The sequence below is a fragment of the Corallococcus sp. AB011P genome (assembly GCF_003611605.1).
GTDB classification, from domain to species: domain Bacteria; phylum Myxococcota; class Myxococcia; order Myxococcales; family Myxococcaceae; genus Corallococcus; species Corallococcus coralloides.
The window spans coordinates 73,939-97,803 of record NZ_RAVX01000025.1; the positions used below are offsets into that span (position 1 = coordinate 73,939).

22 protein-coding genes are annotated in these 23,865 nt (G+C 69.7%); 8 read left to right on the forward strand and 14 right to left on the reverse strand.

Annotation, left to right across the window (positions count from 1 at the left end):
* Positions 1-136: 136 nt before the first annotated feature.
* Entirely contained in the window at positions 137-1,108 is a 972-nt protein-coding gene (locus tag D7X30_RS36660) for a CorA family divalent cation transporter (protein ID WP_120567625.1), read from the reverse strand.
* Positions 1,109-1,164: 56 nt separating this feature from the next.
* The gene (locus D7X30_RS43735) at positions 1,165-2,121 is read right to left on the reverse strand and encodes a hypothetical protein (RefSeq protein WP_120567626.1); all 957 of its coding nucleotides are present in this window, start codon (positions 2,119-2,121) and stop codon (positions 1,165-1,167) included.
* A 38-nt stretch (positions 2,122-2,159) separates the two neighbouring features.
* On the opposite strand from D7X30_RS43735, the gene D7X30_RS36670 reads away from it, so the two are divergent.
* Positions 2,160-2,477, forward strand: coding sequence for a hypothetical protein (locus D7X30_RS36670; protein WP_199724651.1), 318 nt, complete (start codon positions 2,160-2,162; stop codon positions 2,475-2,477).
* Positions 2,478-2,502: 25 nt separating this feature from the next.
* Here D7X30_RS36670 and D7X30_RS36675 read toward each other — a convergent pair whose 3' ends face one another.
* Complete coding sequence (locus D7X30_RS36675; RefSeq protein WP_120567627.1) at positions 2,503-3,084, reverse strand: hypothetical protein; 582 nt, start codon at positions 3,082-3,084, stop codon at positions 2,503-2,505.
* Between the two features lie 93 nt (positions 3,085-3,177).
* Here D7X30_RS36675 and D7X30_RS36680 point away from each other — a divergent pair, with 93 nt between their 5' ends.
* Positions 3,178-4,995 carry a hypothetical protein gene (locus tag D7X30_RS36680; RefSeq protein WP_120567628.1) on the forward strand — a complete coding sequence of 606 codons (1,818 nt, stop codon included), beginning with the start codon at positions 3,178-3,180 and terminating at the stop codon, positions 4,993-4,995.
* A 6-nt stretch (positions 4,996-5,001) separates the two neighbouring features.
* Here D7X30_RS36680 and D7X30_RS42115 read toward each other — a convergent pair whose 3' ends face one another.
* Positions 5,002-5,139: a hypothetical protein gene (locus tag D7X30_RS42115; RefSeq protein WP_158619456.1), complete on the reverse strand. Its 138-nt coding sequence runs from the start codon at positions 5,137-5,139 to the stop codon at positions 5,002-5,004.
* 152 nt (positions 5,140-5,291) lie between these two features.
* On the opposite strand from D7X30_RS42115, the gene D7X30_RS36685 reads away from it, so the two are divergent.
* The gene (locus tag D7X30_RS36685; protein WP_120567629.1) at positions 5,292-6,053 is read left to right on the forward strand and encodes an SDR family NAD(P)-dependent oxidoreductase; all 762 of its coding nucleotides are present in this window, start codon (positions 5,292-5,294) and stop codon (positions 6,051-6,053) included.
* A 14-nt stretch (positions 6,054-6,067) separates the two neighbouring features.
* Positions 6,068-6,919, forward strand: a complete 852-nt coding sequence (gene pyrF, locus D7X30_RS36690) for an orotidine-5'-phosphate decarboxylase (RefSeq protein WP_120567630.1) — start codon at positions 6,068-6,070, stop codon at positions 6,917-6,919.
* A gap of 33 nt (positions 6,920-6,952) precedes the next feature.
* Here pyrF and D7X30_RS36695 read toward each other — a convergent pair whose 3' ends face one another.
* Positions 6,953-9,526 (reverse strand): penicillin-binding protein 1A, encoded by a 2,574-nt coding sequence (locus tag D7X30_RS36695; RefSeq protein WP_120567631.1) that lies wholly within the window; start codon positions 9,524-9,526, stop codon positions 6,953-6,955.
* A 32-nt stretch (positions 9,527-9,558) separates the two neighbouring features.
* Positions 9,559-10,521, reverse strand: coding sequence for an RluA family pseudouridine synthase (locus D7X30_RS36700; RefSeq protein ID WP_120567632.1), 963 nt, complete (start codon positions 10,519-10,521; stop codon positions 9,559-9,561).
* Positions 10,522-10,565: 44 nt separating this feature from the next.
* On the opposite strand from D7X30_RS36700, the gene D7X30_RS36705 reads away from it, so the two are divergent.
* The 3 genes from D7X30_RS36705 (at position 10,566) to D7X30_RS36715 (ending at position 15,395) form a co-directional block, all read left to right on the forward strand.
* Entirely contained in the window at positions 10,566-12,041 is a 1,476-nt protein-coding gene (locus D7X30_RS36705) for a pentapeptide repeat-containing protein (RefSeq protein WP_199724652.1), read from the forward strand.
* Positions 12,042-12,415: 374 nt separating this feature from the next.
* Entirely contained in the window at positions 12,416-13,741 is a 1,326-nt protein-coding gene (locus D7X30_RS36710; protein ID WP_233592031.1) for a DUF3943 domain-containing protein, read from the forward strand.
* Positions 13,742-13,913: 172 nt separating this feature from the next.
* Entirely contained in the window at positions 13,914-15,395 is a 1,482-nt protein-coding gene (locus tag D7X30_RS36715) for a DUF3943 domain-containing protein (protein WP_233592032.1), read from the forward strand.
* A gap of 12 nt (positions 15,396-15,407) precedes the next feature.
* On the opposite strand, the gene D7X30_RS36720 is transcribed toward D7X30_RS36715, so the two are convergent.
* The 4 genes from D7X30_RS36720 to D7X30_RS36735 all read right to left on the reverse strand — a co-directional run bounded on the left by D7X30_RS36720 (position 15,408) and on the right by D7X30_RS36735 (position 19,091).
* Entirely contained in the window at positions 15,408-16,025 is a 618-nt protein-coding gene (locus D7X30_RS36720) for an MOSC domain-containing protein (protein WP_120567635.1), read from the reverse strand.
* A gap of 36 nt (positions 16,026-16,061) precedes the next feature.
* On the reverse strand, positions 16,062-17,036 hold the full coding sequence (locus tag D7X30_RS36725) for an MBL fold metallo-hydrolase (RefSeq protein ID WP_120567636.1): 975 nt from the start codon (positions 17,034-17,036) through the stop codon (positions 16,062-16,064).
* A 76-nt stretch (positions 17,037-17,112) separates the two neighbouring features.
* Positions 17,113-18,033, reverse strand: a complete 921-nt coding sequence (locus D7X30_RS36730) for a DMT family transporter (RefSeq protein ID WP_233592033.1) — start codon at positions 18,031-18,033, stop codon at positions 17,113-17,115.
* 80 nt (positions 18,034-18,113) lie between these two features.
* Complete coding sequence (locus D7X30_RS36735; protein WP_199724653.1) at positions 18,114-19,091, reverse strand: GNAT family N-acetyltransferase; 978 nt, start codon at positions 19,089-19,091, stop codon at positions 18,114-18,116.
* 113 nt (positions 19,092-19,204) lie between these two features.
* Between D7X30_RS36735 and D7X30_RS36740 the strand changes: the two genes are divergently transcribed.
* The gene (locus D7X30_RS36740) at positions 19,205-19,753 is read left to right on the forward strand and encodes a cytochrome c oxidase assembly factor Coa1 family protein (RefSeq protein WP_120567638.1); all 549 of its coding nucleotides are present in this window, start codon (positions 19,205-19,207) and stop codon (positions 19,751-19,753) included.
* 116 nt (positions 19,754-19,869) lie between these two features.
* On the opposite strand, the gene D7X30_RS36745 is transcribed toward D7X30_RS36740, so the two are convergent.
* The 4 genes from D7X30_RS36745 to fsa all read right to left on the reverse strand — a co-directional run bounded on the left by D7X30_RS36745 (position 19,870) and on the right by fsa (position 23,748).
* On the reverse strand, positions 19,870-20,835 hold the full coding sequence (locus D7X30_RS36745) for an electron transfer flavoprotein subunit alpha/FixB family protein (protein ID WP_120567639.1): 966 nt from the start codon (positions 20,833-20,835) through the stop codon (positions 19,870-19,872).
* A gap of 41 nt (positions 20,836-20,876) precedes the next feature.
* A complete protein-coding gene (locus D7X30_RS36750) occupies positions 20,877-21,674 on the reverse strand; it encodes an electron transfer flavoprotein subunit beta/FixA family protein (RefSeq protein ID WP_120567640.1) in 798 nt (265 codons plus the stop codon).
* Between the two features lie 132 nt (positions 21,675-21,806).
* Positions 21,807-22,943 (reverse strand): acyl-CoA dehydrogenase family protein, encoded by a 1,137-nt coding sequence (locus D7X30_RS36755; RefSeq protein ID WP_120567641.1) that lies wholly within the window; start codon positions 22,941-22,943, stop codon positions 21,807-21,809.
* Positions 22,944-23,082: 139 nt separating this feature from the next.
* Entirely contained in the window at positions 23,083-23,748 is a 666-nt protein-coding gene (gene fsa / locus D7X30_RS36760; protein ID WP_120530299.1) for a fructose-6-phosphate aldolase, read from the reverse strand.
* Positions 23,749-23,865: the final 117 nt, after the last annotated feature.

The window sequence follows — 23,865 nt, forward strand, 5'->3', positions numbered from 1 at the left end:
GCGTTCGGACTCCCGCCATCAAGTCCTCCCCCTGCCTGTGCCGCGCCCGGGGATGAAGCTGGTGAGGAAGTGGAGGATGTCGCCACGGAACGCGGGTCGCACGGGGATGTCCTCTGACGCGGGACCGTGCCTGCTGTCACACGAGTTCGCGGCGGCGCAGGGCGCGCCACTCCGCGGCGGCGAGGACGACGAGCACGAGCACCAGCAGCAGGAATGAGCCACGCCAGTGCCTGCCTGGGATGCCGCCCACGTTGACGCCCAGCAGGCCGGTGATGAAGGACAGGGGCAGGAAGACGCCGGAGATGATGGTGAGCATGTAGAGGATGCGCTGGCTGCGGGCGTCCTGCCGGGACTTGACGTCCTCGTGGAGGATGCGGGCTCGCTCCACCAGGGCGTCCATCTCCTTGAGGGCGCCGCTGGCCCGCTCGGCCATCTGGCGCAGCTCCAGTTCCTGGGCGCGCACCCACTTCACGGTGAGCAGGCTGACGCGCAGGATGGCGTCGCGGACCAGGGAGACGAAGCGGCGCTGTTCCACGAGGGTGCGGCGCAGCCGGCGCAGGTCCGTCGGTATGTCGCCGGAGGCCTCGCGCCGCTCCTCGAAGCGGGTCTCCAGGCCAGACAGGGTGTCGTCCAGTTCGGTGGTGCGCAGCGCGGTCGTGGAGAGCGCGGTGGTGGCGAAGGCGAGGAAGAGGTCCGAGCCACGAGGCCCCCGGCCATGGGTGAGCTGGTCGCGGACGGTCACGATGGCGGGCAGGGCCGGAGGCGCCACGGTGACGCAGCGGTCCGCCGTCATCCAGGCGCGCAGCTGACGCGGGGACGACACGTTGGTGGGCGCGGAGTCCGGATGCAGCAGCAGCAGGACGAGCTCGTTCTCATTGAGCACGTCGATGCGCACGCGGCCCGTGTCGGCCAGGAGCGGATCACGCACCTGGGGAGGCAGATGGAAGACGGCTTCCAGCACACGGGGAAGGTCCGGCAGATCCGGAGGCAGGTGGACCCAGAGCATGCCATCCGAAGCCCGCCAGCTCCGCGTCTCCGCCAGGGTGAGCGAGCGTGCACCGCCGCTGCCGTCCAGGAGCAGCGCGAAGGCGTTCTCGAACCCGTCCATGGAAGGAAGGTGGCGATCGAGTGCCCCTGACGCAGCGTCAGAGAACAGCTCGCTCCTTACGCGTGGCGCCAGCGAGAGGACAACACTGTCAGCGCCACGAGCGCGCTGCCTGCTCCCGCGAGCGCCATCAGGGGCCTGCGCAGCCGCTCCCCCAGGGCCTCCAGCGCTCCGGCCGTGACCGCTCGGCTCGTGCGCCGCACGAGGTCCTGGTTGCGTGGAGCCGCTCGCCAGCGGAGCTCCTCCTGCGTGAGCGCGCTCCCCGCTCCCCGGACGGTCGCCGCCGCGGTGCGCTCGGCGAGCTTCGCCAGGGATGCGCCCAGCGCCTCCCCGGAGGCCACCGGATTCGTCGCCAGCTCCTCGTGGAGGCCCGCCGCCAGCCCCCGCACCAACCCCTGCCCTGCCTGCTCCACCAACCCCAACAGCCAGGCGGAGTCCTCGCGCAGCGTGGACTCGACGCCCAACACCAGGCCCCGGCCCACCTTCGAGGCCACCTCCTCCCCCAATGGCACCACGCCGCGCGCGTCCTCCAGGATGGCCGGAAGGCAGTCATGCAGCTGCTCCGTGGCCGCCTTCACCACGCCCCGGGCCATCACCTGGGAGCGCTCGCCCGGCGTGCGGATCTCATCCGTGCGGGAATGGGCGAACGTCACCACTTCGTCGAAGAGGTGGTTGAGCCTCACCATGAAGCCGTGGAGCGGCAGGCCCCCGTCATTCCACTCCTTCTCCAACGCCTTCAGCGCCCCCTCCATGGCCGCAGCCGCCAGCACCTCGGTCGCTCCCGCCGACGCTCCAGGTTCACGCTCGGCGGCCTCGTGTGCCATGCGGCTCAGCACCGTGAGCAGGTCCTGGAGCAAGGTGTGCAACTGACCGTCGCCGTCGGGTGCCTCCTCGCGGAGCCCTTCGGCCGTGCCACGCACCACGCCGGTCGCGATCTCGGTCGCCACCATGCGCTGCAGCGACAACGTCAGGTTGCGCAGCGCCTCGATGGGTCCCGCACGGCCCGCGATTCCCATCGGCACATCCGTCCTTCCACAGGGGGTTCCCCAGGAGGATGAGAACGCCTGTGCGCCGGGGCAATGACATCCAGCCACGCCCTCCGCACGCCACGCCGCTCCCCTGCTGGTTGTCCCCTGCCCGCCGCGTCCCGCTCATCTTCGACCTGCGCGCGGATCCGCTGGAGCGCTCCGAGGACTCCGTCGGCTACTTCTCCTGGATGATCGACCGCGCGTTCGTCCTGGTACCCGAGCAGGCGGTCGTGGGCCGGTTCCTGGCCACCTTCCGGGAGTTCCCGTCGCGCCAGCACCCGTCCAGCTTCTCCATCGATCAGGTGATGGCGACGATGGAGAACGGCGCCGCCCCCGTCCACTGAGGGCGGCCCGGCGCGAAGGTGCGGCCTACGCCTTCGCGCCGCGCGCGGGCTTGGGCATCAGGTCCTTCCAGAGGCCCGAGTACTTCTTGCGGTACTTCGGGTCCTCCTCCAGCTCGATGAGCGAGAAGGCCAGCGGAGGCAGCGCCGGGTCCGGCGTGGCGTCATGCGTCTTCCGCAGGACCTCCAGGATGTCGTAGCGGATGAGCGTCCCGTTCTTCTCCGTGGCGCACTCCTTGAAGCGCTTCTTCAGCTTGTCCGCCACCGCCTTGCGCAGGGCATCGCTCGCCGTGGCCACGCGCCAGAGGCACTGGAGCGAGTGCCGCGCGGTGACGAACTTCTCGTCCTTCGTCGCCGCGATGAGCCGGTCCAGGTCCTTGGGCATCCGCCCTTCGGTGTCGCTCTTGGCCAGGTTCGCCAGCACCTGCGCGGCGATGGCGCGCTGGTGGTTGTCGCCTTCCTTCAGCAGCGCCAGCAGCCCGTCCCAGACCTCGGCGGCCCAGGCCACCTTCGCCTGCGTCACCTCCATCACGTGCCGGAAGGAGGCATAGCGGGAGTCGGCGTCATCGCTGCTCAGGTTGGCGAAGTGGTCCCGGGTGGACTGGTCCATGGACGGTGTTTCTAATCCATCTTCGCGAGGAAACACGCCTTGTGCGTCCCGGGAGTATGAGTCATCCAGGGCCCCTTCCCGGAACCTCGCGACATGACCGTCTCCCCTTCCCCGGACGTGCAGGACGCAGCCCCTAGCGGCAGGCGCTGGCGTCGCGTCGCCCTGTGGGCCTTGGTGGCGGTGGCGGTGCTGGAGGTCGCCATCAACGTCGCGCTCAACACGGGCGTCACCCAGGCCATCATGGGCCGCGCGACGGACCGCACGCAGCTGACGTGGCAGCGCGCGTGGTGGCTGTGGCCCGTGGGCCGGCTCCACCTGCAGGGCTTCACCCTCACCCAGCAGGACTCGGATGTCTGGTGGAGGGTGGAGGTGGACGCGCTGGAGGCGGGCATGTCCCTCACGGGCCTGCTGCGCAAGCGCGTGGACGTGGACGGCATCGACGGGCACGGCGCCAGCTTCCACCTGGAGCCGTCCGGCGCGCCCGAACAACCGTCCGAATCGAGCAGCAAGCCCTGGGTCATCCACCTGAAGGACGTCACGCTGCACGAAGTGCGTGAGCTGGACTTCAGCCGCGTGCGCTTCGTGGGCGCGCTGGACGTCACCGGCACGCTGAACCTCCAGTCCCGCGAACGGCTCCAGGTGGACCTGCCCTCGGTGCGCGTGGCCGAGGGCTTCATCGAAGTGGACGGCAAGCGCGTGGCGCGGCTGGAGTCGCTCGACTCGCGCGCCCGGCTCGACGCGCCCTTCCGGACAGACAAGGGCTACGACCTCTCCCAGGCCCTTGGCGGCCAGGTGAAGACGCGCATCGACGTGCTGCCGCTGGACTGGATCAACGACCTGCTGGGCGAAAGCGCCCCCGTGTCGCTGCGCGGCGGCGCGGGACGGGTGGACCTGGACGTGCGCATGGAGCGCAACACGCTGGAGCCAGGCAGCCAGCTCAAGGCCTCCGGTGAGGCGCTGGATTTGAGAGCCGGGCCCATGCGCGTCCGGGCTCCGTGGAGCCTCCAGGCGTCCATGGACGCGGAGCCGAAGGGACAGCCGTCAGGCTCGCTGCGGCTGGCCTTCGCGCCCGTGCACGTGTCGGGCCCCAAGGGCCACGACCTGGACGTGCCGGAGGTCGCCCTCACTGTGCAGGCCCGGCGGCGTGAAGGTCAGCCCGGCCTGGACCTGAAGCCCGAGCTGCGCGTGGCGAAGAGCAAGCCCCTGGACCTGCGCGTGCTCAATCCGTGGCTGGGCCAGACACTGGAAATCGACTCCGGCCACGTGACGGTGCGCAGCGAGGAGCCGTCCAAGGGCGCGAAGGCGCGCAACGCCCTGGAGCTGCGCATGGACACGGACCTCGTCTCCGGACGCATGGGGCCCAACAAGGTCCTCCTGCGCGCGGAGGTGGAGGTGGATGCACGTCACCTGTCCTGGGACATGACGGAGCTGGGCCTGAGCGGGACGACGCTGCGGCTGAGAGACGTGTCCTCCAACGGCAACGTGCCCATCCGCGCCTGGAGCGGGAACTTCACCCTGCCGCGCGCCAGCCTCTCCCTGTCCCCCACGGTGCTGAAGGCGCGCTTCGCAAGCCAGCTCACCGACACGCAGCCCATCGTCGCGCTGATCACTTCGTCCAAGAAGCTGCCCGGCTTCCTCACGTCCCTGCTCAACATCCCGAAGGTGGAGGTGACGGGGCAGGTGCAGATCGACGAGCGCGGACTCCAGCTGCGCGAGCTGAAGGCGAAGGGCGAGAGCTTCTCGCTCGAAGGCCACCTGGACCTCGTGCAGGGCAACATCACGGGCGCCCTGCTGGCGTCGCTGGGCGCGGTGACGGGCGGCATCGAGCTGCGGCCCGGCGGCAAGCACGACCTGCACCTGCTGAACGCGACGGACTGGTTCAAGAGCCAGCCGGTGCCGCCGTTCCGCTGAGGCCCGTCACTGGGGAGGATGGGCCTGGGAGCCGGCCGGCCTGACGTAGGCCGCCACCGCGCCCAGCAGCACGTCCAGGTCCACGTAGGCCCGGAGCAGGTCCAGGTCGTCGTCCACCACCAGGATGCAGTTCCACCACGCCATGCGTCCCACACTCCCGAAGAGTCCCTTGCCCCAGGGTGTCAACGTGTCGGCGGCAGCACCTCGTCCTCGGGTGGGGGGCAGGTGTTTTGCGTGCCCTCGGACGCGCAACCGTGCGACAAGGCGGGCCGCTGCGACACCCTTCGGAGGACGGCATGGCGGAGATGACCTACCGGACGGCGCTGGTGACTGGCGCCTCGAGCGGCCTGGGACGTGGACTGGCCCTGTGGCTGGCGAAGCACGGCGTGCGCGTCTTCGCGACGGGCCGGCGGCTGACACACTTGCAGGCCCTCTCCGCGGAGGCCCAGGCCGCGGGCGCCGCGGTGGAGCCCGTCGTCATGGACGTCAGCGCCTCGGAGGCCTCCCAGGAGCGCATCCGCGCCATCGACGCGGAGTGCGGCGGGCTGGACCTGGTGGTGGCCAACGCCGGCATCGGCGGGCCCACGCACGGCAAGCGCATGGACTGGGAGCGCACGCGCTCCATCATCGACACCAACGTCACCGGCGCCGCCGCCACGCTGTGCGCGGTGCTGCCGCAGATGGTGGAGCGCCGCCGGGGCCACATCGTCGGCGTGTCCAGCCTCGCGGGGATGCGGGGGCTCGCGGGCCACGCCGCCTACTCCGCGTCCAAGGCCTTCCTCGCCACGTTCATGGAGAGCCTGCGCGTGGACCTGAAGGGCACCGGCGTCCAGGTGACGTGCGTCTACCCGGGCTTCGTGAAGAGCGAGCTCACCGCGAAGAACACCTTCCCCATGCCCTTCCTCATGGAGACCGAGGACGCCGTCGCGCGCATGGGCCGCGCCATCTTCGCGGGCGCCGCGGAGGTGAGCTTCCCCTGGCAGCTGTCCACGCCCATGCGCGTCCTGAAGGTCATGCCCAATCCGCTGTTCGACGCCACCGCGCGCCGGTTGAAGTGAGAGGAGACCCTCCCATGACGACCCCGTCCTTCGCACAGCGCTTCGCGAAGCTCGCCGACGAGCGCTCCCCCTTCTGCCTGGGCCTGGACCCGTCCCGCGACGTGCTCGCCCGCTGGGACCTGCCGGACACGGTGCAGGGCCTGTCCGACTTCTGCGACCGGCTGGCCGACGCGGCCGGTGAGACGCTCGCGGTGGTGAAGCCCCAGAGCGCCTTCTTCGAGCGCCACGGCCCCGAAGGGCTCGTCGTGCTCCAGCGCGTGCTCAAGCGCTTTTCCGCCGCCGGCACCCTCACGCTGCTGGACGTGAAGCGCGGCGACATCGGGTCCACCATGGACGCCTACGCGGAATCGCTGTTCGGCAAGGGCAGCGCGTACGACGTGGACGCCGCCACCTTCACCGCGTACCTGGGCCTGGGCGCGCTCGCGAAGACGGTGGAGCGCGCGCGGGCCCACGGGGCCTGCGCCTTCGTGGTGGTGCGCTCGTCCAACCCGGAGGGCGTGCCCGTGCAGAACGCCTTGGGCGGCGACGGCCGCACCGTGGCCCAGGCCGTGGCGGATGGCCTGCGCGAGCTGAACGAGAAGGCCGGCCCCGGCGTGCTGCCCGCGGGCGCGGTGATGGGCGCCACCCTGCCTCCGGCCGACCGCGACGTGGTGGAGCGGCTGGGCGGCGCGCTGCTGCTCACGCCGGGCATCGGGTCGCAGGGCGCGGGCTTCTCTGACTTGCCCAAGCTCTTCTCCGGCCGCGAGCGGCAGGTGCTGCCCACCGCCGCGCGCTCCGTGCTGGAAGCGGGGCCGGACGTGGCCGCGCTGAAGAAGGCCCTGGAAGCACATCAGGCGCCCTCGCGTGCGTTCCGCGAAGGCGCCTGAAGGGCACTGCGCTGACGATGCGGCGCGCGGCGGTTACTGCGCGCCCATCATGAACTGATCCACGCCGACCTGGTTCTTGTCGGGCACGGCCTCCTTCGGCTCGGTGCCCTTCTTGAAGAACATCAGCTCCGCGCCCTTGGCTCCGGGGCTGGACACCTTGCCCGTCTTCTTGTCGATGTAGAGCCGCGCCAGCTGCATGGACTGCCAGGGGTAGAACTCCGACTGAGGCCGGCCCTCCAGCGCGCGCTTCATGTAGTTGAGCCAGATGGGCAGCGCCGCGCGGCCACCCGTCTCATAGCGGCCCAGCGGGTGCGGGTTCAGGTCGTAGCCCACCCACGCCACCGTCACCAGGTCCTTGGTGTAGGCCGCGAACCACGCGTCGAAGGAGTCGTTCGTCGTGCCCGTCTTGCCCGCCGCCGGCTTGCCCAGCCGCTGCGCGGGACCGCCGGTGCCCTGGAGCACCACGCCTCGCAGGAGGTGCGTGAGGATGAAGCCCGTCTCCGCGCTCATCACCTGCTCGCCCGGCTCGAAGAGGCGCGCGTAGCCCGCGGCCACGCGGTCCTGCAGCGGGGCCCACGCGTCGTCGAATGCCGTATGGTCCTCCAGCGTGCGGCCGAAGCGGTCCTCCACCTTGCGGATGAAGTACGTGGGCTTCTTGCGGCCGTAGCGGTTGAAGGTCGCGTACGCGGAAGCGAGGTCGAACGGGTACACGCAGGACGAACCCAGCGCCGCGGAGAAGTCCATGTTCATGGGCGTCGTCAGGCCCAGCTTCTTGGACCAATCCGCCATGTTGTGCACGCCCACCGCGCCGAACGTCTTCACCGCGGGGATGTTCATGGAGTTCACCAGCGCCGTGCGCAGGAGCACGTCACCCACGAACTCCTCGCTGTAGTTGGCCGGCTTCCACGACACCTTGTTGTCCGGGTCGTGCTCCACGATGGGCGAGTCCACGATGACGGTGGCCTCCGTCCAGTTCAGCTGCTCCAGCGCCGCCGAGTACACGAAGGGCTTGAAGGACGAACCCGGCTGACGGCACGCCTGGAACGCGCGGTTGAACTCGTTGTCGTCGAAGTCGTAGCCGCCCACCATCGCGGTGAGGTACTGGCGATGCGGGTCGATGGAGACCAGCGCGCTCTGCGCCTCCGGCGTCTGCTCCAGCCGGAAGAGCTTCACGCCCTCCTCGGGGATGTCCTCCGCCAGCTTCTTGTCCCACTGCTCCTTGTCGTCCGTGAGCTCCTTCTTCACCACGTGACGAAGGACGACGACGTCACCTACCGCCACGGCCTTCTTGACGGAGGTGATCATGCTCGCCGGGTAGTAGCTCTCCGGGTTCACCTTGCGCGCCCAGCGCATGCCCAACAGCGGCAGGCGTCCCTGGTGCGGCCCCACCTGCACGTCCGAGCCCTTGCCGTCGTCGTCGATGCGGGTGACGACGCCCACGTAGAGGCGGTTCTCGACGAGCTCCTCCTTGCCCATGGCCTTCTTCGCCTTGGTGATGAAGGCGCTGCGCTCAGGCTCGGTGGCCAGCTGCATCACCGGGCCGCGCCAGCCCTGGCGCTTGTCCACGGACATCAGGCCGTCCAGCACGGAGTCCTGCGCCGCGCGCTGGCGCTCGCTGTCCATGGTGGTGAAGACCTTGAGGCCTTCCTTCAGCAGCACGGGGTTGCCGTAGCGGTCCACCACGTCCTTGCGCACCTGCTCCACGAAGTACGGGGCGAACTCGTGGAAGACGTCCTCCACCGGGTACACCTTCACCGGCTCCGCGTTGGCCTGGTCATGCTCGGCCTTGGAAATCATGCCCTCCGTCAGCATGCGGCCCAGCACGTACGAGCGGCGCTTCTTCGCGGCCTCCGGACGCAGGAAGGGCGAGTAGCGGCTGGGCGCCTGGGGCAGGCCCGCGATGAGCGTCATCTCCCCCAGCGTCAGGTCGCGCACGTCCTTGCGGTAGTAGTTCTCCGCCGCGCTCTGCACGCCGTAGCTGTGGTGCCCGAGGAAGACGTTGTTCAGGTAGAGATAGAGGATCTCTTCCTTCGTCAGCGCCTGCTCCAGCCGGAAGGCGAGGATGGCCTCGCGAATCTTGCGCTTGGGCGTCTTCGCGGTGGCCTCCTTGTAGCCCTCCGCGGAGATGAGGACCGCCTTCGCGGTCTGCTGCGTGAGCGTGGAGCCGCCCTGCACGCCGCCGGCGCGCAGGCCCAGCTTCGTCATCACCGTCTTGGAGACGGCGCGCGTGGTGCCCAGCACGTCCACGCCGAAGTGGTCGAAGAAGCTGGAGTCCTCGCTGGCGATGAACGCCTGGACGAGCCGCTTGGGGATGCGCTCGTAGGGCACCACCTTGCGCCGCTCGTTGTAGAACTCGCCCGCGAGCACCGCGTCGTCGGTGTAGACCTCCGTGACGATGGGCGGCCAGTACTCGTCCACCTTCGGGATGGCGGGCAGCCCGTCGGAGAAGACGTAGTAGGCGCCCACGACGGCGAGCACGCCCGCGGTGGCGCCCATGAGGCCCAGCACGGCGACGAGCTTCATCAAGCGCACGAGGATGTTCCGCTTGGGCGGAACGCCGTCGAGCACCAGCTTGGAGCGGCTGCGGTCAATCTTCGGGTCGGCCATGCGTGTTTGTGTCGAGTCCTGGGCTCAAGGCTTTAGAGGAGCGCCGCCCGCTTCAGCACGTCCTTCAATTCGGGTGGCATGGGGGTCTCAACGACGACCTTCCTGTCATCCTCGGGGTGCGGAAATTCGATGCGCTCGGCGTGCAGGAACAGACGTTTGAGCCCCCAGCGCGCCCGCACATCGCGGTTGAAGGCGAAGTCTCCGTACTTCTTGTCACCCGCCACCGGGTGGCCCACGGCGACCAGATGCCTTCTTATCTGATGCGTGCGCCCGGTCTCGATGGTGCAGGAGAGGAGGGCTGCCTCGCTCGACTGGCGCACGACCTTCCACCGGGTGACGGCCTCCTGCATGTTCACTCCCCGACGGGCCTTGGATTCGGCCGTCTGCTGGTGCTCGGCGAGCGGCAGGTCGATGACCCCGGAATCCTTGGGCATCTTTCCCTTCACCAGGGTCAGGTAGCGCTTCTTCGGGTGGCCGTGGGTGAAGATTTCCGTGAAATGCACCATCGCCGGGCGCCGCTTGGCCACCAGGATGACGCCGGAGGTCTCCCGGTCCAGGCGGTGGGCGGGTGAGGCGGTGAAGTCGTTCCGGGTGGCCTTGGGGCCCAGGTAGGCGCGCACGTAGTCCACCAGGGTGCCCCCGGTGATGCCGCTACCGGTATGGACGGCCATCCCGCTGGGCTTGTCCACGGCCATGAGCCAGTCGTCTTCCAACAGGATGACCAGCCGGGAGGGGTCTACCGGTGGCGGCGGGGGGGGCGGACGGTCCGATTTCGGACGCTCCGCGAGGGTGAGCTGCTCTTCGGTGCCGCGGATGGTGAGCACGTCTCCTTCGACAAGCAACTGCTCCGGCTGCGCGCGCTTGCCGTTCACCCGCACCTTCTTGGTGCGGATCATCTTGAAGAGGTGGCTGACGGGGACGTTGGGCATCCGCTTGCGCAGGTGCTTGTCCAGTCGCATCCCGACTGTGTCGGCTTCGATTCGGTACTCGATCATTTGTGCTGGCGCCTGGACCAGACCACACGAATAATTCGCGGTCCATGCCGAAAGCCCCAACTATCGAGAAGCTGCTGCAGAACGGTTCCGCCGAATGGAACAAGCTGCGCAAGTCCGGCCAGGCGCCCACCGGCCAGACGGGCGCCACGTTCACGCAGCTGTTCTCCGCCAACGCCGACCTCTCCGGACTGGAGCTGGTGGGCTCCGAGTGGGAGCGCTGTGACCTGTCGAAGATGAACTTCCGGGACACGGACCTCACCAACGCCTACTTCCACGGGGGCCGCCTACAGGACTGCGACTTCCGCGGCGCCAACCTGGAAGGCTGTGTCTTCGAGAAGCTCAAGCTCCTGCGCTGTGACTTCACGGGCGCCAAGGGTCTGGAAGACCTGGAGATGGACGACGTGGACATGGACCGCGTGACGGGCCTGGACGGAGAGGAAGCCCCGCCGCCCCCGCCCCCGCCGGTGCAGGGCATCACGGCGTTCACCCGTGAGCAGCGCGAGAAGATGCTCGGCCAGTCGCACCTGGGCGGCGCGATGGACGGCGCGGCGTCCCCGCACCCGGACGAGCTGCCCCCGTTCCGGCCGCAGGATCCGCCGGGCTCGCTCTTCTTCCGGGCGCTCAAGCACGTGGGCGCGCCCCCGCTCTGGGTGCTGGACGTGCCGGGCCTGCGTCCGCTCTTGCCGCAGCGGCTGCCCCCGGGCAGCTCCCTGGAGACGCTCTACCGCGAGGCGGTGAAGACGCGGCTGGAGAACAAGAAGCCCGCGGCGGACCCCGGCGCGGTGGAGCGCGCGCAGAAGGCGCTGCGCATGGGCGGCAAGGAGGCCAACGTCGCGGCGGTGTACCTGCGCGAGGTGGGCGTGCTGCCCCTGTTCCGCTTCGCCGCGGCGAAGCAGCTCAAGGCGGAGCTGCGCACCGAGGTGGAGGTGGACGACCTCACGGGCTCCGTGGATCCGCGCACCACGGGGGCGCTCTTGGAGCTGCGCCTGACGCACGAGGTGGTGGAGCACCTGCACGAGGTGCGTCGCCGGCTGGCGGCCGCGCAGCTATACACGTCGCTGCTGGAAGCGGGCTTCAACCCGGAGAACAACTGGGACGAGGCGCTGGAGTCGGCGGACGCGTCGCTGGAGCTGGCGAACGCGGCCACGGGCGAGGACCGGCAGGCGCTGCTGGAGGGCTTCCAGGTGTTCGCGGCCCTGCCGGAGGAGGCGCGGCTGCGCCGCCTGGCGTACCTGGCGGAGTCCGTGACCAACCTGGAGCTGCTCAGCCGGCTGCCGGAGGGCATGGAGCCGCAGTGGCTGTCCGGCCCGGAGGTGCGCGAGTGCCACGAGCGCGAGATGACCTACGTGCAGTCGCTCAAGGCGCAGGACATCCCGGCCAAGGTTCCGGCGCTGGGCAAGGCGGAGCTGGGCGTGCCCGAGGGCGAGGTGCCCGAGGAGAGCGACGACGACCTGTTCGTGCACGTGCGGTGCGACGTGTGCGGCAAGGAGAAGCTCATCGTCCAGTCGCCGGAGGCGTAGTGCCCCGCCTCCCGTGACGCGGGAGGCGAAAGCAGGAGAAGGCCCGGCCGGAGCGCCTCGCGCGCATCCCGCCGGGCTTTTTCATGTCGCGCGCCACCTGTGTGCAGCAAGCCGTGCCTCTCTCATCCCCGGGGGAGGCGGGGTTTCATCCCGCGCCCGGCTCCCTACCTTCAGGTCACGCGGCGTGGCACCGCGAGCGAGGGTGCGACGGGCGGGATATGGGGCGAGGCAGGCGCGGACGGAGGCACGGCCAGAGCAGAAGCCCGTGGCCTCTGGGGGGCGCGCTGTTCGCCTGCGGACTGCTGCTGGGCGGGCCGGCCTTCGCGCAGGAGGAGCGGTGCGAGGACACCCCTCCACCTCCCCCTGACGCTCCCGTGCGGGCCGGGCCGCCAGCGGATGCCCCGCTGAACGAGGAGACCGTCCGCGAGGACGCGTCCCGGGAGAAGGTCCACCCGTGGCTCGCGGTGGGGGAGATCACCGCCATCAACCTGTTCGTCTGGACGTGGGACCGGGTCCTCGCGAACAAGGAGTGGGCGCGGGTGGGCCCGGACTCGTGGAAGGAGAACCTGAGCACGGGCTTCGTCTGGGACGCGGACGGCTTCCTCACCAACCAGTTCGCGCACCCGTACCACGGCAGCCTCTACTACACGGCCGCGCGCGACAACGGCGTGCCCTACCTGGCCACCCTGCCCTTCACGCTGTTTGGCAGCGCGCAGTGGGAGCTGTTCGCGGAGAACGAGCACCCGTCCGCCAATGACTTCATCAACACGTCCGTGGGCGGCATGGCCATTGGCGAGGGGCTCTACCGGCTGTCCTCGCTGGTGCTGGACACGGAGTCCCGGGGCGGAGAGCGCTTCGTGCGCGAGCTCACCGCCGCCGCCATGAGCCCCGTGCGTGGCTTCAACCGCGTGGTGCGCGGCGACGTGACGCGCCAGGAACCCACGCCAGCGGAGTGGCGGCCGCGCGAGCTGTCCATCTGGGGGGCCGTGGGCTACCTCAAGCTGGGCGACGGCCAGCCCCTGATCTGGGGCGAGAACCAGTTCTTCCTCCAGCTCGACATGCGCTACGGCAACATGTACCAGGGCGACTTTCACCGCCCCTTCGACGCCTTCAACGCGCGGGTCCAGTTCACCACGGAGGAGAGCAGCCTCATCAGCCACTCGCGGCTCCAGGGGTTGATCGCCAGGTCGTCACTCTGGAGCACGGAGAAGGACGAGCTGCGCCTGGGCTTCCTCCAGCAGATCAGCCACGTGGACACGAACGCGTACGAGCTGGGCGGACAGTCCCTGCAGTTGGGCCTGCTGCACGAGCGCCATTTCAACGCGCGCTCGAAGCTGAGGACCGCGCTGCTCGTGGACGGGAGCCTGCTCACCGGCATCTCCTCCGAGCACAGCGGCAAGGCGAACCGCAATTACGACTACGGCCCCGGCGTGGGCTTGAACCTCCAGATGACGTACATGCGCGGCGCCTGGCAGGTCCTCACGCTGGAGGCGAGCACCTCCCACTTCGTGGTGCTGGACGGCTCCGACGGCTCCCACCAGGTGTTCACCGGCCAGCTCCAGGCGGACGTCCCGGTGTTCAAGCACGTGGGGCTGGGCTCGGAGCTGAACTGGTTCCGCCGCCACAGCCGCTTCGACACCTACCCGGACGTGCAGAAGGACGCGTACCAGTTGCGCCTCTTCGTCTCCGTGCACTACTAGCCCACCGCGTCGCCCGCGCGGATGAGACCCGGGGGCGCTTTCCAACACATGACTGCTTACCTTCCGGGTGCGCGGCATGGGGCCGTGCGCGGAGGGGCGGGCGGACCGGATGGGGCACGGCGGGCGGGGGCCATGGCGCGGCGGACTCCGGGAGCCGTGGCTGCCGCGAGGCGTGGCGCTGGCGTGCGCCCTGCGCGCCTTCGTCGCGTTCGCGGACGGTTCGCCACAGGACATGGTGCGCTTCGTTCCGGACAGCGTCATGGGCCTCTGCGCGGCGCGGTTTTCGCCCGGCCAGGAGACCCAGTGGGCCCCCTGCCCTCCCGCGACCGAGGAGAACCCCTCGCTGCCGGCGGATGCGCCGCTGACGGAGGACTCCATCCGGGACAACCCCGGGCCCCACCCGTGGATTGCGGTCGGGGAAGTGACCGCCATCAACCTGTTCGTCTGGACGTATGACCGATACATCGCGAACAAGGACTGGGCGCGGATAAGCCCTGCCGTATGGAAGGAGAACTTCCGCACGGGCTTCGTCTGGGACCAGGACGGCTTCTCCACCAACCAGTTCGCCCACCCGTATCACGGCAGCCTCTACTACACGGCCGCGCGCGACAACGGCCTGCCGTTCCAGGCCGCGGTGCCGCTCACCTTCCTGGGCAGCCTGCAGTGGGAGCTGTTCGCGGAGAACGAGCCGCCATCCGCCAATGACCTCATCAACACGACCGTGGGCGGCGTGGCCATGGGCGAAGCCCTCTACCGGCTGTCCTCGCTGGTGCTGGACACGGAGGCCCGGGGCCGCCAGCGCTTCGTCCGCGAGCTGACCGCCGGTGTCATCAGCCCCGTGCGCGGCTTCAACCGGGTGCTGCGCGGCGACGTTTCCCACCATGGCCCCTCGCCGACGGAGTGGTGGCCGGATGACATCGCGGGCTGGGCCTCGTTGGGCTACCTCAAGCTGGGTGACGGCAGGTCCCTGGCCTGGGGCGAGGATCAATTCTTCATCCAGGGCGCCCTGCGCTACGGCGACATGTACCGGGGCGCGCACCACCGCCCCTTCGACTCCTTCGACGCGCGCGTCCAGTTCACCTCGCGAGAGAACAGCCTCGTCACCAACGCGCGGCTGCAGGGGTTGCTCGTGAAGTCCACGCTCTTGCGCACCGAGCGCGACGAGCTGCGCCTGGGCCTGCTCCAGCAGCTCGATTATACGGACACGCTCGCGTACGAGGTGGGCGGCCAGTCCCTGGACGTGGGCCTGCTGCACGAGCACAAGTTCCTCAACCGCTCCCGGCTGAGGACCGCGCTGCTCGTGGACGGCAGCCTCCTCACCGGCGTCACCTCCGAGCACACCGACAGCGAGGGCAACGAGGGCCGCGACTACGACTACGGCCCCGGCCTGGGCTTCCAGCTCCAGATGGCGTACCTGCGCGAGGACTGGGAGGTCGTCACGCTGGAGGCGGGCGCCGAACACGTGGTGGTGGTGGATGGCTCGGGCGGCTCGCACCGGGTGCACCAGGCCCAGCTACAGGTGGACCTCCCCGTGCACAGGAACCTGGGGATGGGCTCGCAGCTGAATTTCTTCCGGCGCCACAGCCGCTTCGACGCCTTCCCGGCGGTGACGAAGGACACCTGGCAGCTGCGCATCTTCCTGTCCGTGCACTGAAGGCGGGGACGCTCAGCCCACCGCCTCCGATTCGGTGGGCGCGGAGGGCAGCGAGTACGTCACCGGCTGCGGCAGCATTACGCGCACGGCGTCGCCCGCGCGGATGAGGCCCGGGCGCTCCACCCAGCCCACCAGCCCGCGCTTCTGCCACGCGGCCTTCACGAAGCGGCCCGCGAGCCCCTTCAAGTCCGGGTGGTGCGCTTCAATCACGCGACCCGGCTGCACGCAGGGATGGTTCTCCCCTTCCATCACCAGCGTGGCCTCTTCCGGGAAGAACAGCCGTGTCCCCGGCGGCAGGTGCGTCAGCCGCGGCACGCCCACGAGCTCCAGGTTCGCGCCCAGCCACGACGCCAGCACGTGCGGCACGCCCAGCGTACGCGCCACCTCCACCAGCTCCTCGCGAGACACGATGGAGAGCTGCCGGGTGTTGCGGATGAGCGTGCCCTTGGGGAACCACGGCACCCGCACGTCCGCCTTGCGGGTGAGGCCCGCGTGCCGGTCCCCCACGATGCCCGCGAAGTCGACCGTCACCTCGGGGACCTCCCGGGTGACGAAGCGCTTGGGTTCAGCGTCCGTGCACAGCAGCACGTTGGCCAGGTGTCCAGTCAGCGAGGGAGCAGGAGTGGGCATAGCGGGCGCCCGTTCCAACACGCCAGCGCGGTGAAATCAAAACAGGGTCATCTGCTGTGGCTTGCCCAGCGGGCGGGCGTCCGTGCCCGCGTCGCGCAGCGCCTGGGCCAGCTCCTCCGCGAAGCCGTGGCAGGTGATGACGTCCCGCGCGCCGGTGTCCTTCACGTAGCGCAGGAGGGACGGGAAGTCCGCGTGGTCCGACAGCGGGAAGGCCACGTCCGCGCCGTAGCGCCGCGCGCCGCCCGGGTCCATGGCCCAGCCAGTGAGCACCGCCGTCGCCCGGGGCCAGTGCGGCGCCAGGGCCCCGCCCCGCGCCAGGTGCGGCGGGAAGAAGAGCACCTCGCCCGGCTCCACGCGGCCGTCGTAGCGGCGCAGGTTCTCGATGGGGACACCCAGCTCCGCGTACAGCTCCGCGACCTCGAAGATGGACGGATGCGCCACCAGGTGGAAGCCGCGCAGGGCCAGCTGCTTCATCGCCTCCTGGCTCTTGCCCAGCGGGTAGCCCAGCAGCACCGGCGTCACGCCCCGGTTGAGCTGCGCGCGCAGCCACGTCTCCACCTGCCCCAGCACCTCCGGGCGCGGCGGGAAGCGGTAGCGCGGGTGCCCGAAGGTGGACTCGATGACCAGCGTGTCGCAGGCCGCGACCTCCGTGGCCTCCGCGGTGAGCGACGGCGCGGTGTTCAGGTCCCCCGTGTAGACGATGCGCTTGCCATCCGCGCGGGTGACGCGCAGCTGCGCGCTGCCCAGGATGTGGCCCGCGGGCAACAGCTCCAGCAGCAGCGGGCCCAATTCGAACGGACGGCGGAAGGGAACGGACAGCGGGGACGCCACCGGCCCCAGCCGGTGCGCCATGAAGCGCAGCGTGGCGGCCGTGGCGATGGTGCTCTCGTGACGGGCGATGTGGTCCGAGTGCCCGTGACTGACGAAGGACAGCGGCGACTTGCGCTTCGCGTCCAGCGACAGGGGCGTGCCCGTCAGGTGCAGGCCGTTGCGTCTCAGCTCCACGCTCATGGGATGGGCGCTGTCTATAGCGCGGCCCGGGCGCTCGCGCTCCCGGCCGCGGCACCCCATCCCGCGCGCCGGATGCTCAGGCGGCGGGCGTGCGGCCCCGTGCCCGCCATCCGTCCCACACCGCCGTGCCCAGCTCCGACGCGAAGACACCCACGACGATGAGCGCGCCGCCCAGCCACTCCTTCGGGCCCAGCACCTCGCGGCCCACCGCCACGGAGTAGGCCGAGGCGAACACCGGCTCCAGCGCGAAGATGAGCGCCGCGCGCACCGCGCTGGTGCGCGCCTGGCCCCACGTCTGCACCAGGATGGCCACCGCGCTCGCGAGCACGCCACACGCGAGCACCGCCCCCACGAGCGGCGGGGTCCACTCCAGCTTGCGCTCCACGAAGGGCAGGCCCAGCGCGGACAGCACCGCCACGCCGACCAACTGCACCGCCACCAGCCCCACGGCGTTGTCCTTCGTGGCGAAGCGCTCGGTGAGCAGGATGTGCCCCGCGTACGCCACCGCGCACCCGATGGACAGCCAGTCCCCCAGGCGGAAGCCCCCCACGTCCCCCGGCAGGGCTTCCTCGGTGGGACGCGTCAGCCAGTACAGCCCCACCGCCGCCAGCACCACGCCCACGGTGGTGCCCCACCGGGGCATGCGCCTGAGCAGCACCATGGACATCAGCGGAACGAAGAGGACGTTGAGTCCGGTGAGGAACGCCGCGCGCGACGGCGTGGTGTCCGTCAGCCCCACCGTCTGGAGCGCGAAGCACAGGAACAGCACCACCGCCAGCAGCAGCCCCTTGGGGACGATGCCGGGCGCGAACATCCGCCCGCGCGCGATGAGCGCCATCACGGTCGCGCCCACCACGAAGCGCAGGGTGAGGAAGGTGAAGGGGTCCGCGAACGCGAGCGCGTCCTTCACCACCACGAACGTCAGTCCCCAGAAGACGGTGAGGAGCACCAGCGCCCCGTCCGCCTTCCACTGCGCACCCTCACGCCCTTCAGACACCGGATCCACCCTTCCCTGCCCACAGCAGAACGCCGCACCGTTTGGCCCAGCCACCGGAGAAGCGCAACCCCCGTCGGGAGTCAGGCCGGAAGCGGGCGGACCAGCACGACCAGCCGCTTGCTTCCGCCCGCCGCGTCCCACTGCTGGTTCGTGGCCACTGTCAGCGGATCCGGTGCGGGGCGGAACCCCAGGCCGGAGAAGGTCCGCAGGGAGGCGGTGTTGTCCTCGTCGATGTCCGCGTGGAGCCGGTCCGCGCCCTGCCGGTGGATCTCCTCCACCAGGCACCGCACCAGCGCGGTGGCCACGCCCATGCGCCGCACTTTGGGGGACACCACCAGCGAGCGCACCCAGAAGCCGTCCAGGGACAGCCCCTCCTGGTGGTAGTCGTCCGCCCAGGCGAAGCCGAGCAGGTGCCCCTGCGCGTCGAAGGCGCCCGCCGCCGCGCCCACGCGCTTGTCTTGCGGCAGGCCCCACCGGTCGCGCAGTTGGCGGCGCAGGAAGGTGCTGGACACCACCAGCCGCTCCGTGGCGAAGGCGAGCAGCGCGTCCAGGTCCTCCGGGCGCACCAGCCGGATTTCGAGCGGGCCCACGAACTGGCGGCGCAGCGGCTTCGTCCACCCGGAGAACAGGTCGCGCAGGTGGCGGAACACCGCCCGGGACGCGGGCTTCGTCCACACCCCGGACAGGGTGCGCTGCAGGACGAACAGCGCCGGCCGCGTGGGCCGGGGCAGCCGCATCACCCACCGCCCGCGCTTGAGCGCGATGATGCGCCCCACCAGCTCCCCGCCCGCCACGTCCGTGCCGCCCAACAGTGACTCCGTCACCCAGGGTTGTGTGGAGAGCACCACCTGCGCGGCCAGCCGGGGCCCGTGCCGCACCAGCGCCACGTCCCCGCGCGCCAGCCGCTCCGGCCCGCAGCGCAACAGCCGCACCGCGTCCCCGCTGCGCAACAGCGGATAGAGACACCGCCCCATGCCGCGCACCCACAGCCGGTGGCCGAAGGGCAGCGCCGCAAGCAGGTCCGCGAGCTCGGCCGTCGAGACGCCACCAGAGGGCATGACACCCACTCTGTCATGAAGGCGCCCCCGAAACCCGCCCCCGGTGCAGGCCCACCCCCGCTTCGTCCGGAACCGGCTATGACACGGCCCCAGGTCCAGGCCAGGAGGGCCCCATGCCGCCGACAATGCCCGAGGGTGACTACGCACCCGTGCCCCGCCAGGGGTGGTGGAGCCGCAACTGGAAGTGGGCGGTGCCCGTGGGCTGTCTGGGGATGCTGGGCTCGTGCTTCTGCTTCGCGGCCATCGCCGTGGGCTGGGGCTACTCGTCGTTCAAGGACATGGGCGCGTACACGGACGCCATCACGGAGGCCCAGGAGGATCCGCACGTGCAGCAGGCCCTGGGCGGCTCCTTCAAGCCGGGCTTCCCCAGCAACACCCAGGTGAGCACCCGCAACGGCCGCACCCACGCGGAGTTCACCGTCCCGCTGGACGGCCCCAAGGCGGACGGCAACCTCCACGCCGTGGCCGACAAGAACGGCGAGGCGTGGATCTTCCGCACCCTCTACGTCCAGGTGGAGGACGGACAGCGCATCAACCTGCTCGACACGGGCGAGCTGCCCCCGGAAGCACCGGAGCCGGAGGTGCCCCACGAGCTGGAGCCGGAAGTCCCCGAGCCGCCCGCGCAGAAGAAGCCCGGCAACGACACCGACATCGAGCTGTAGGCGCGGAAGCAGGCTCCCCCAAAGCCCCCAGACGCGACGAAGGGCGCGCCCCCGGGAAGGTTCCCGGTGACGCGCCCCACGGTGTCACGGCCCGCCGTCAGGACGGCGGAAGCGGACTACTTCAGCTTCTGGATGCCCTCGCGCAGCGCGGGCAGGACCTTGAAGAGGTCGTCCACGAGGCCGTAGTCGGCCACCTGGAAGATGGGCGCCTCCGGGTCCTTGTTGATGGCGACGATGGTCTTCGAGGACTTCATGCCGGCCAGGTGCTGGATGGCGCCGCTGATGCCCGCGGCGATGTACAGCTGCGGCGCGACGACCTTGCCCGTCTGACCGACCTGCAGGTCATTGGGAACCCAACCCGCGTCGCACACCGCGCGGGACGCGCCCACCGCGGCGCCCAGCAGGTCCGCCAGCGCTTCGACTTCCTTGAAGTCGCCCTTGGTGCCGCGACCGCCGGACACCACCACGCGGGCCTCGGTCAGCTCCGGACGGGCGCTCTTCACTTCGTTGAACGACACGAACTTCGTCTTGGAGGCCTCCAGCTTCGGCTGGAAGGACTTCACCTCCGCGGACGCGCCCGCGCCAGCGACCGGCGTGAACTCCGTGGCGCGGATGCTGATGACCTGCACCGGCGTGTTGAGCTTCACCTCGGCGAACACGTTGCCGGCCCACATGGGACGGGTGAACGTGATGTCCGCGCCACTGCCGTTGATGGCGGTGATGTCGGTGGCCATGGCGGCCTTCAGCCGGGCGGCGACGCGCGGCAGCAGGTCCTTGCCCTGCGCCGTGGAGGCCGCGCCCACGAAGGTGGCCTTCAGCTCCTGCGCCAGCCCGGCGACGACGGGGGCGTAGACCTCCGCCAGGTAGTGCTCGAACTCAGGAGCGGCGGCGGTGTGGATGGCCTTGGCGCCGGAGCCCTTGAGCTCCTCCGCCAGCTTGGACGGGTCCTTGGACAACAGGACGAGGTGCAGCTCGGCGCCGGCCTTGTCGGCCAGCTGCTTGCCGGCGGCGATGGCGTTGAGGGAGGCCTTGCGCAGGTTCCCGTCCGGCTGCTGCTCGGCGACGATGAGGACGATGGACATGGTGTCTGTCTCCGGAATCGTTGGAAGGGTTGGGAGCGCGGTCAGACGACCTTCGCCTCGTTGTGCAGCTTCTCCACCAGGGTGGCCACGTCCGGCACCTTGATGCCCGCCTTGCGCGCCGGGGGCGACGCCAGCTTGAGCACCTGGATCTTCGGGGCCACGTCCACGCCCAGCTTCTCCGGCGTCAGCTCCTCGATGGGCTTGCTCTTCGCCTTCATGATGCCCGGGAGGCTGGCGTAGCGCGGCTGGTTCAGGCGCAGGTCCGTGGTGACGATGGCGGGCAGCTGGACCTCCAGGGTCGCCAGCCCGTTGTCCACTTCACGCACCACCTGGACGCTCTTCTTGTCCGCGGACACCACCACCGCCGGGACCTTGTTCTTCTCCTGCTCGCTCTCCAGCGACTCCACCTTGGAGGCGAACGTGGCCTGACCCCAGCCCAGGAACTCGGCCAGGTACTGGCCCACCTGGTTCTGGTCGTCGTCGATGGACTGCTTGCCCAGCAGGACGATGTCCGGCTTCTCCTTCTCCGCGACCTTCTGGAGCAGACCCGCGATGCCCAGCTGATCCAGCGGGCCCGTGTGGTTCACCCAGATGGCCCGGTTGGCGCCCATGGCCAGCGCGTGGCGCAGCTGCTCCTGCACCTCCTTGCCGCCGATGGAGACCACCACCACCTCGCCGGTGTGCTTCGCCGCGAGGCGCAGGCCCTCTTCCACGCCGATTTCATCGAAGGGGTTGATCTTGTACTTCAACCCCTCCTTCACGATGTCCGAGCCGTCCGGCTTCACCTTGATCTTCGACTCGGGATCTTCCACGCGCTTGGCGGTGACGAGAATCTTCACGGCGGGCTCTCCTCAGTGGGGAGTGTTTGGAAATTCGGGCGGCTTGACGCGTCGCGCATCAAGGCCGGAGTAATAGACATCCGCACACGGCGGCGGCAACGGGAAAGCCCCGCCGGGCACAGTTTTGCTTTTCTACCTGAACAGTTCCTTCGCGATGACCAGGCGCTGCACCTGGCTCGTGCCCTCGTAGACCTGGATGAGCTTGGCGTCGCGCATCAGCTTCTCCACGGGGTATTCCTTCATGTAGCCGTAGCCACCGAACACCTGCACGGCGTCCGTGGCGACCTTCATGGCCATGTCCGCGGCGAAGCACTTCGCATAGCTGGACTGGAGGGTGTTGCGCTGTCCCTCATCCAGCACCTGCGCGCTCTCGTAGGTGAGCAGGCGCGCGGCGTGGGTGTTCATGGCCATCTCCGCCAGCATGAACTGGACGGCCTGGTGCTCACGGATGGGCTTGCCCATCGTCTGGCGCTGCGCGGAGTACTCCAGCGAGTGCTCCAGCGCCGCGCGGGCGATGCCAATGGAGATGCTCGCGGTGAGCGGGCGGCTGTTGTCCAGCGTGGCCATGGCGATCTTGAAGCCCTCGCCCTCCTCGCCGATGCGGTTGGCGACAGGGACACGCACCTCGTCGAATGTGACGGTGGTGGTGTTGCTGGCGCGCTGGCCCATCTTGTTCTCGTGCTTGCCGGTGGTCAGGCCCTGCGGACGGCCCTCCACGACGAAGCAGGTGATGCCCTTGTGCTTCTTGCCCTTGTCCAGCGTGGCGAACACGGTGAACTGATCCGCGTAGCCGGCGTTGGTGATGAAGCACTTGCTGCCGTTGAGGACGTACTCGTCACCCTCGCGGCGCGCGGTGGTGCCCATGGCCGCCACGTCCGAACCCGCGGCGGGCTCCGTGAGACAGAAGCAGCTGAGCTTGAGCTTCTCCCCAAAGGGGGCCAGCAGGCGCTTCTTCTGGTCGTCCGTGCCGTGGAGGATGATGGGCAGGTTGGCCAGGTCGTTGGCGATGAGGGACGTGGCCACGCCCGCGCAGCCCCACGCCAGCTCCTCGCACACGATGACCTGCTCCAGGTGCGTCAGGCCCACGCCGTTGTACTCGGACGGGATGGCCATGTTCAGCAGGCCCAGCTCGAAGGCCGCGGAGATGAGGTCCTTGGGGAAGTCGGAGGTCTCGTCGTAGTGGGGGGCCTTGGGGCGCACCACGTCACGGGCGTACTTGCGAGCGGCGTCCTGCAAGGCGCGCTGGTTTTCGCTGAGCTGGAAATCCATGGGCGGGGCTCCGAAAGGGTTGATTCAAATATCAATCCGCTTCCCCTGCCATACCGCTCCCGCCGTCCTGGCGCCAGCCCCCGCGAGGGCCCCCCCGTCGTTCCAGGGACACCGGAACGGCAGGGGGACGGCCGGGTGGCTACTTCCCGGCGGGCTTCGCCTGCTTGGGGACCTTCTCCCAGTCCGCGAGGAACTTCTGGATGCCCGCGTCGGTGAGGGGGTGGTTCGCCAGTTGGGTGATGACGTTGTAGGGCAGCGTGGCCACGTCCGCGCCCAGGCGCGCGGCCTGGAGGACGTGGACGGGGTTGCGCACGCTGGCCACCAGCACCTGCGTGGTGAAGTCGTAGTTCTGGTAGATCTCCAGGATGTGGGCGATGAGCTCCATGCCGTCCTGGGAGATGTCGTCCAGCCGGCCCACGAAGGGCGACACGTACGTGGCGCCGGCCTTGGCGCACAGCAGGGCCTGGTTGGCGGAGAAGCAGAGGGTGACGTTGGTGCGGATGCCGTCGGCGGTGAGCGCCTTGACGGCCTTCATGCCCTCCACGCCCATGGGGATCTTCACCACGACGTTGTCGTGGATCTTCGCCAGGCCCTGGCCTTCCTTGATGAGCTCCGGGGCCGTCAGCGAGACGCACTCGGCGCTGATGGGACCGTCCACGATGGAGCAGATCTCCCGGATGGTCTCCTCCAGGTTCCGGCCGACCTTGGCCAGCAGTGACGGGTTGGTGGTGACGCCGTCCACACAGCCCATCTCGTGGGCCTTGCGGATTTCGCCGACGTCCGCGCTGTCGATGAAGAACTTCATGCCGTCCCCTTGGTTTCCGGTGGTGAAGAAGATTCCCCCGACCACGGGCGGCCGGGCGAGCAGGCCGTAGCCCAGGCCCCCCCATGCGTCAAGGATGGCCGCCCACGCGGCGGCGGA

Bases quoted from the DNA above. Each gene is read 5' to 3' on its own strand.
- D7X30_RS36755 (WP_120567641.1), bottom strand. From the start codon at position 22,943: ATGGATTTCCAGCTCAGCGAAAACCAGCGCGCCTTGCAGGACGCCGCT.
- fsa (WP_120530299.1), bottom strand. From the start codon at position 23,748: ATGAAGTTCTTCATCGACAGCGCGGACGTCGGCGAAATCCGCAAGGCC.
- D7X30_RS36745 (WP_120567639.1), bottom strand. From the start codon at position 20,835: ATGTCCATCGTCCTCATCGTCGCCGAGCAGCAGCCGGACGGGAACCTG.
- D7X30_RS36705 (WP_199724652.1), top strand. From the start codon at position 10,566: ATGCCGAAAGCCCCAACTATCGAGAAGCTGCTGCAGAACGGTTCCGCC.
- D7X30_RS42115 (WP_158619456.1), bottom strand. From the start codon at position 5,139: ATGGCGTGGTGGAACTGCATCCTGGTGGTGGACGACGACCTGGACCTG.
- D7X30_RS36660 (WP_120567625.1), bottom strand. From the start codon at position 1,108: ATGGACGGGTTCGAGAACGCCTTCGCGCTGCTCCTGGACGGCAGCGGC.
- D7X30_RS36735 (WP_199724653.1), bottom strand. From the start codon at position 19,091: ATGCCCTCTGGTGGCGTCTCGACGGCCGAGCTCGCGGACCTGCTTGCG.
- D7X30_RS36675 (WP_120567627.1), bottom strand. From the start codon at position 3,084: ATGGACCAGTCCACCCGGGACCACTTCGCCAACCTGAGCAGCGATGAC.
- D7X30_RS36740 (WP_120567638.1), top strand. From the start codon at position 19,205: ATGCCGCCGACAATGCCCGAGGGTGACTACGCACCCGTGCCCCGCCAG.
- pyrF (WP_120567630.1), top strand. From the start codon at position 6,068: ATGACGACCCCGTCCTTCGCACAGCGCTTCGCGAAGCTCGCCGACGAG.
- D7X30_RS36685 (WP_120567629.1), top strand. From the start codon at position 5,292: ATGGCGGAGATGACCTACCGGACGGCGCTGGTGACTGGCGCCTCGAGC.
- D7X30_RS43735 (WP_120567626.1), bottom strand. From the start codon at position 2,121: ATGGGAATCGCGGGCCGTGCGGGACCCATCGAGGCGCTGCGCAACCTG.
- D7X30_RS36700 (WP_120567632.1), bottom strand. From the start codon at position 10,521: ATGATCGAGTACCGAATCGAAGCCGACACAGTCGGGATGCGACTGGAC.
- D7X30_RS36680 (WP_120567628.1), top strand. From the start codon at position 3,178: ATGACCGTCTCCCCTTCCCCGGACGTGCAGGACGCAGCCCCTAGCGGC.
- D7X30_RS36725 (WP_120567636.1), bottom strand. From the start codon at position 17,036: ATGAGCGTGGAGCTGAGACGCAACGGCCTGCACCTGACGGGCACGCCC.
- D7X30_RS36720 (WP_120567635.1), bottom strand. From the start codon at position 16,025: ATGCCCACTCCTGCTCCCTCGCTGACTGGACACCTGGCCAACGTGCTG.
- D7X30_RS36695 (WP_120567631.1), bottom strand. From the start codon at position 9,526: ATGGCCGACCCGAAGATTGACCGCAGCCGCTCCAAGCTGGTGCTCGAC.
- D7X30_RS36670 (WP_199724651.1), top strand. From the start codon at position 2,160: ATGAGAACGCCTGTGCGCCGGGGCAATGACATCCAGCCACGCCCTCCG.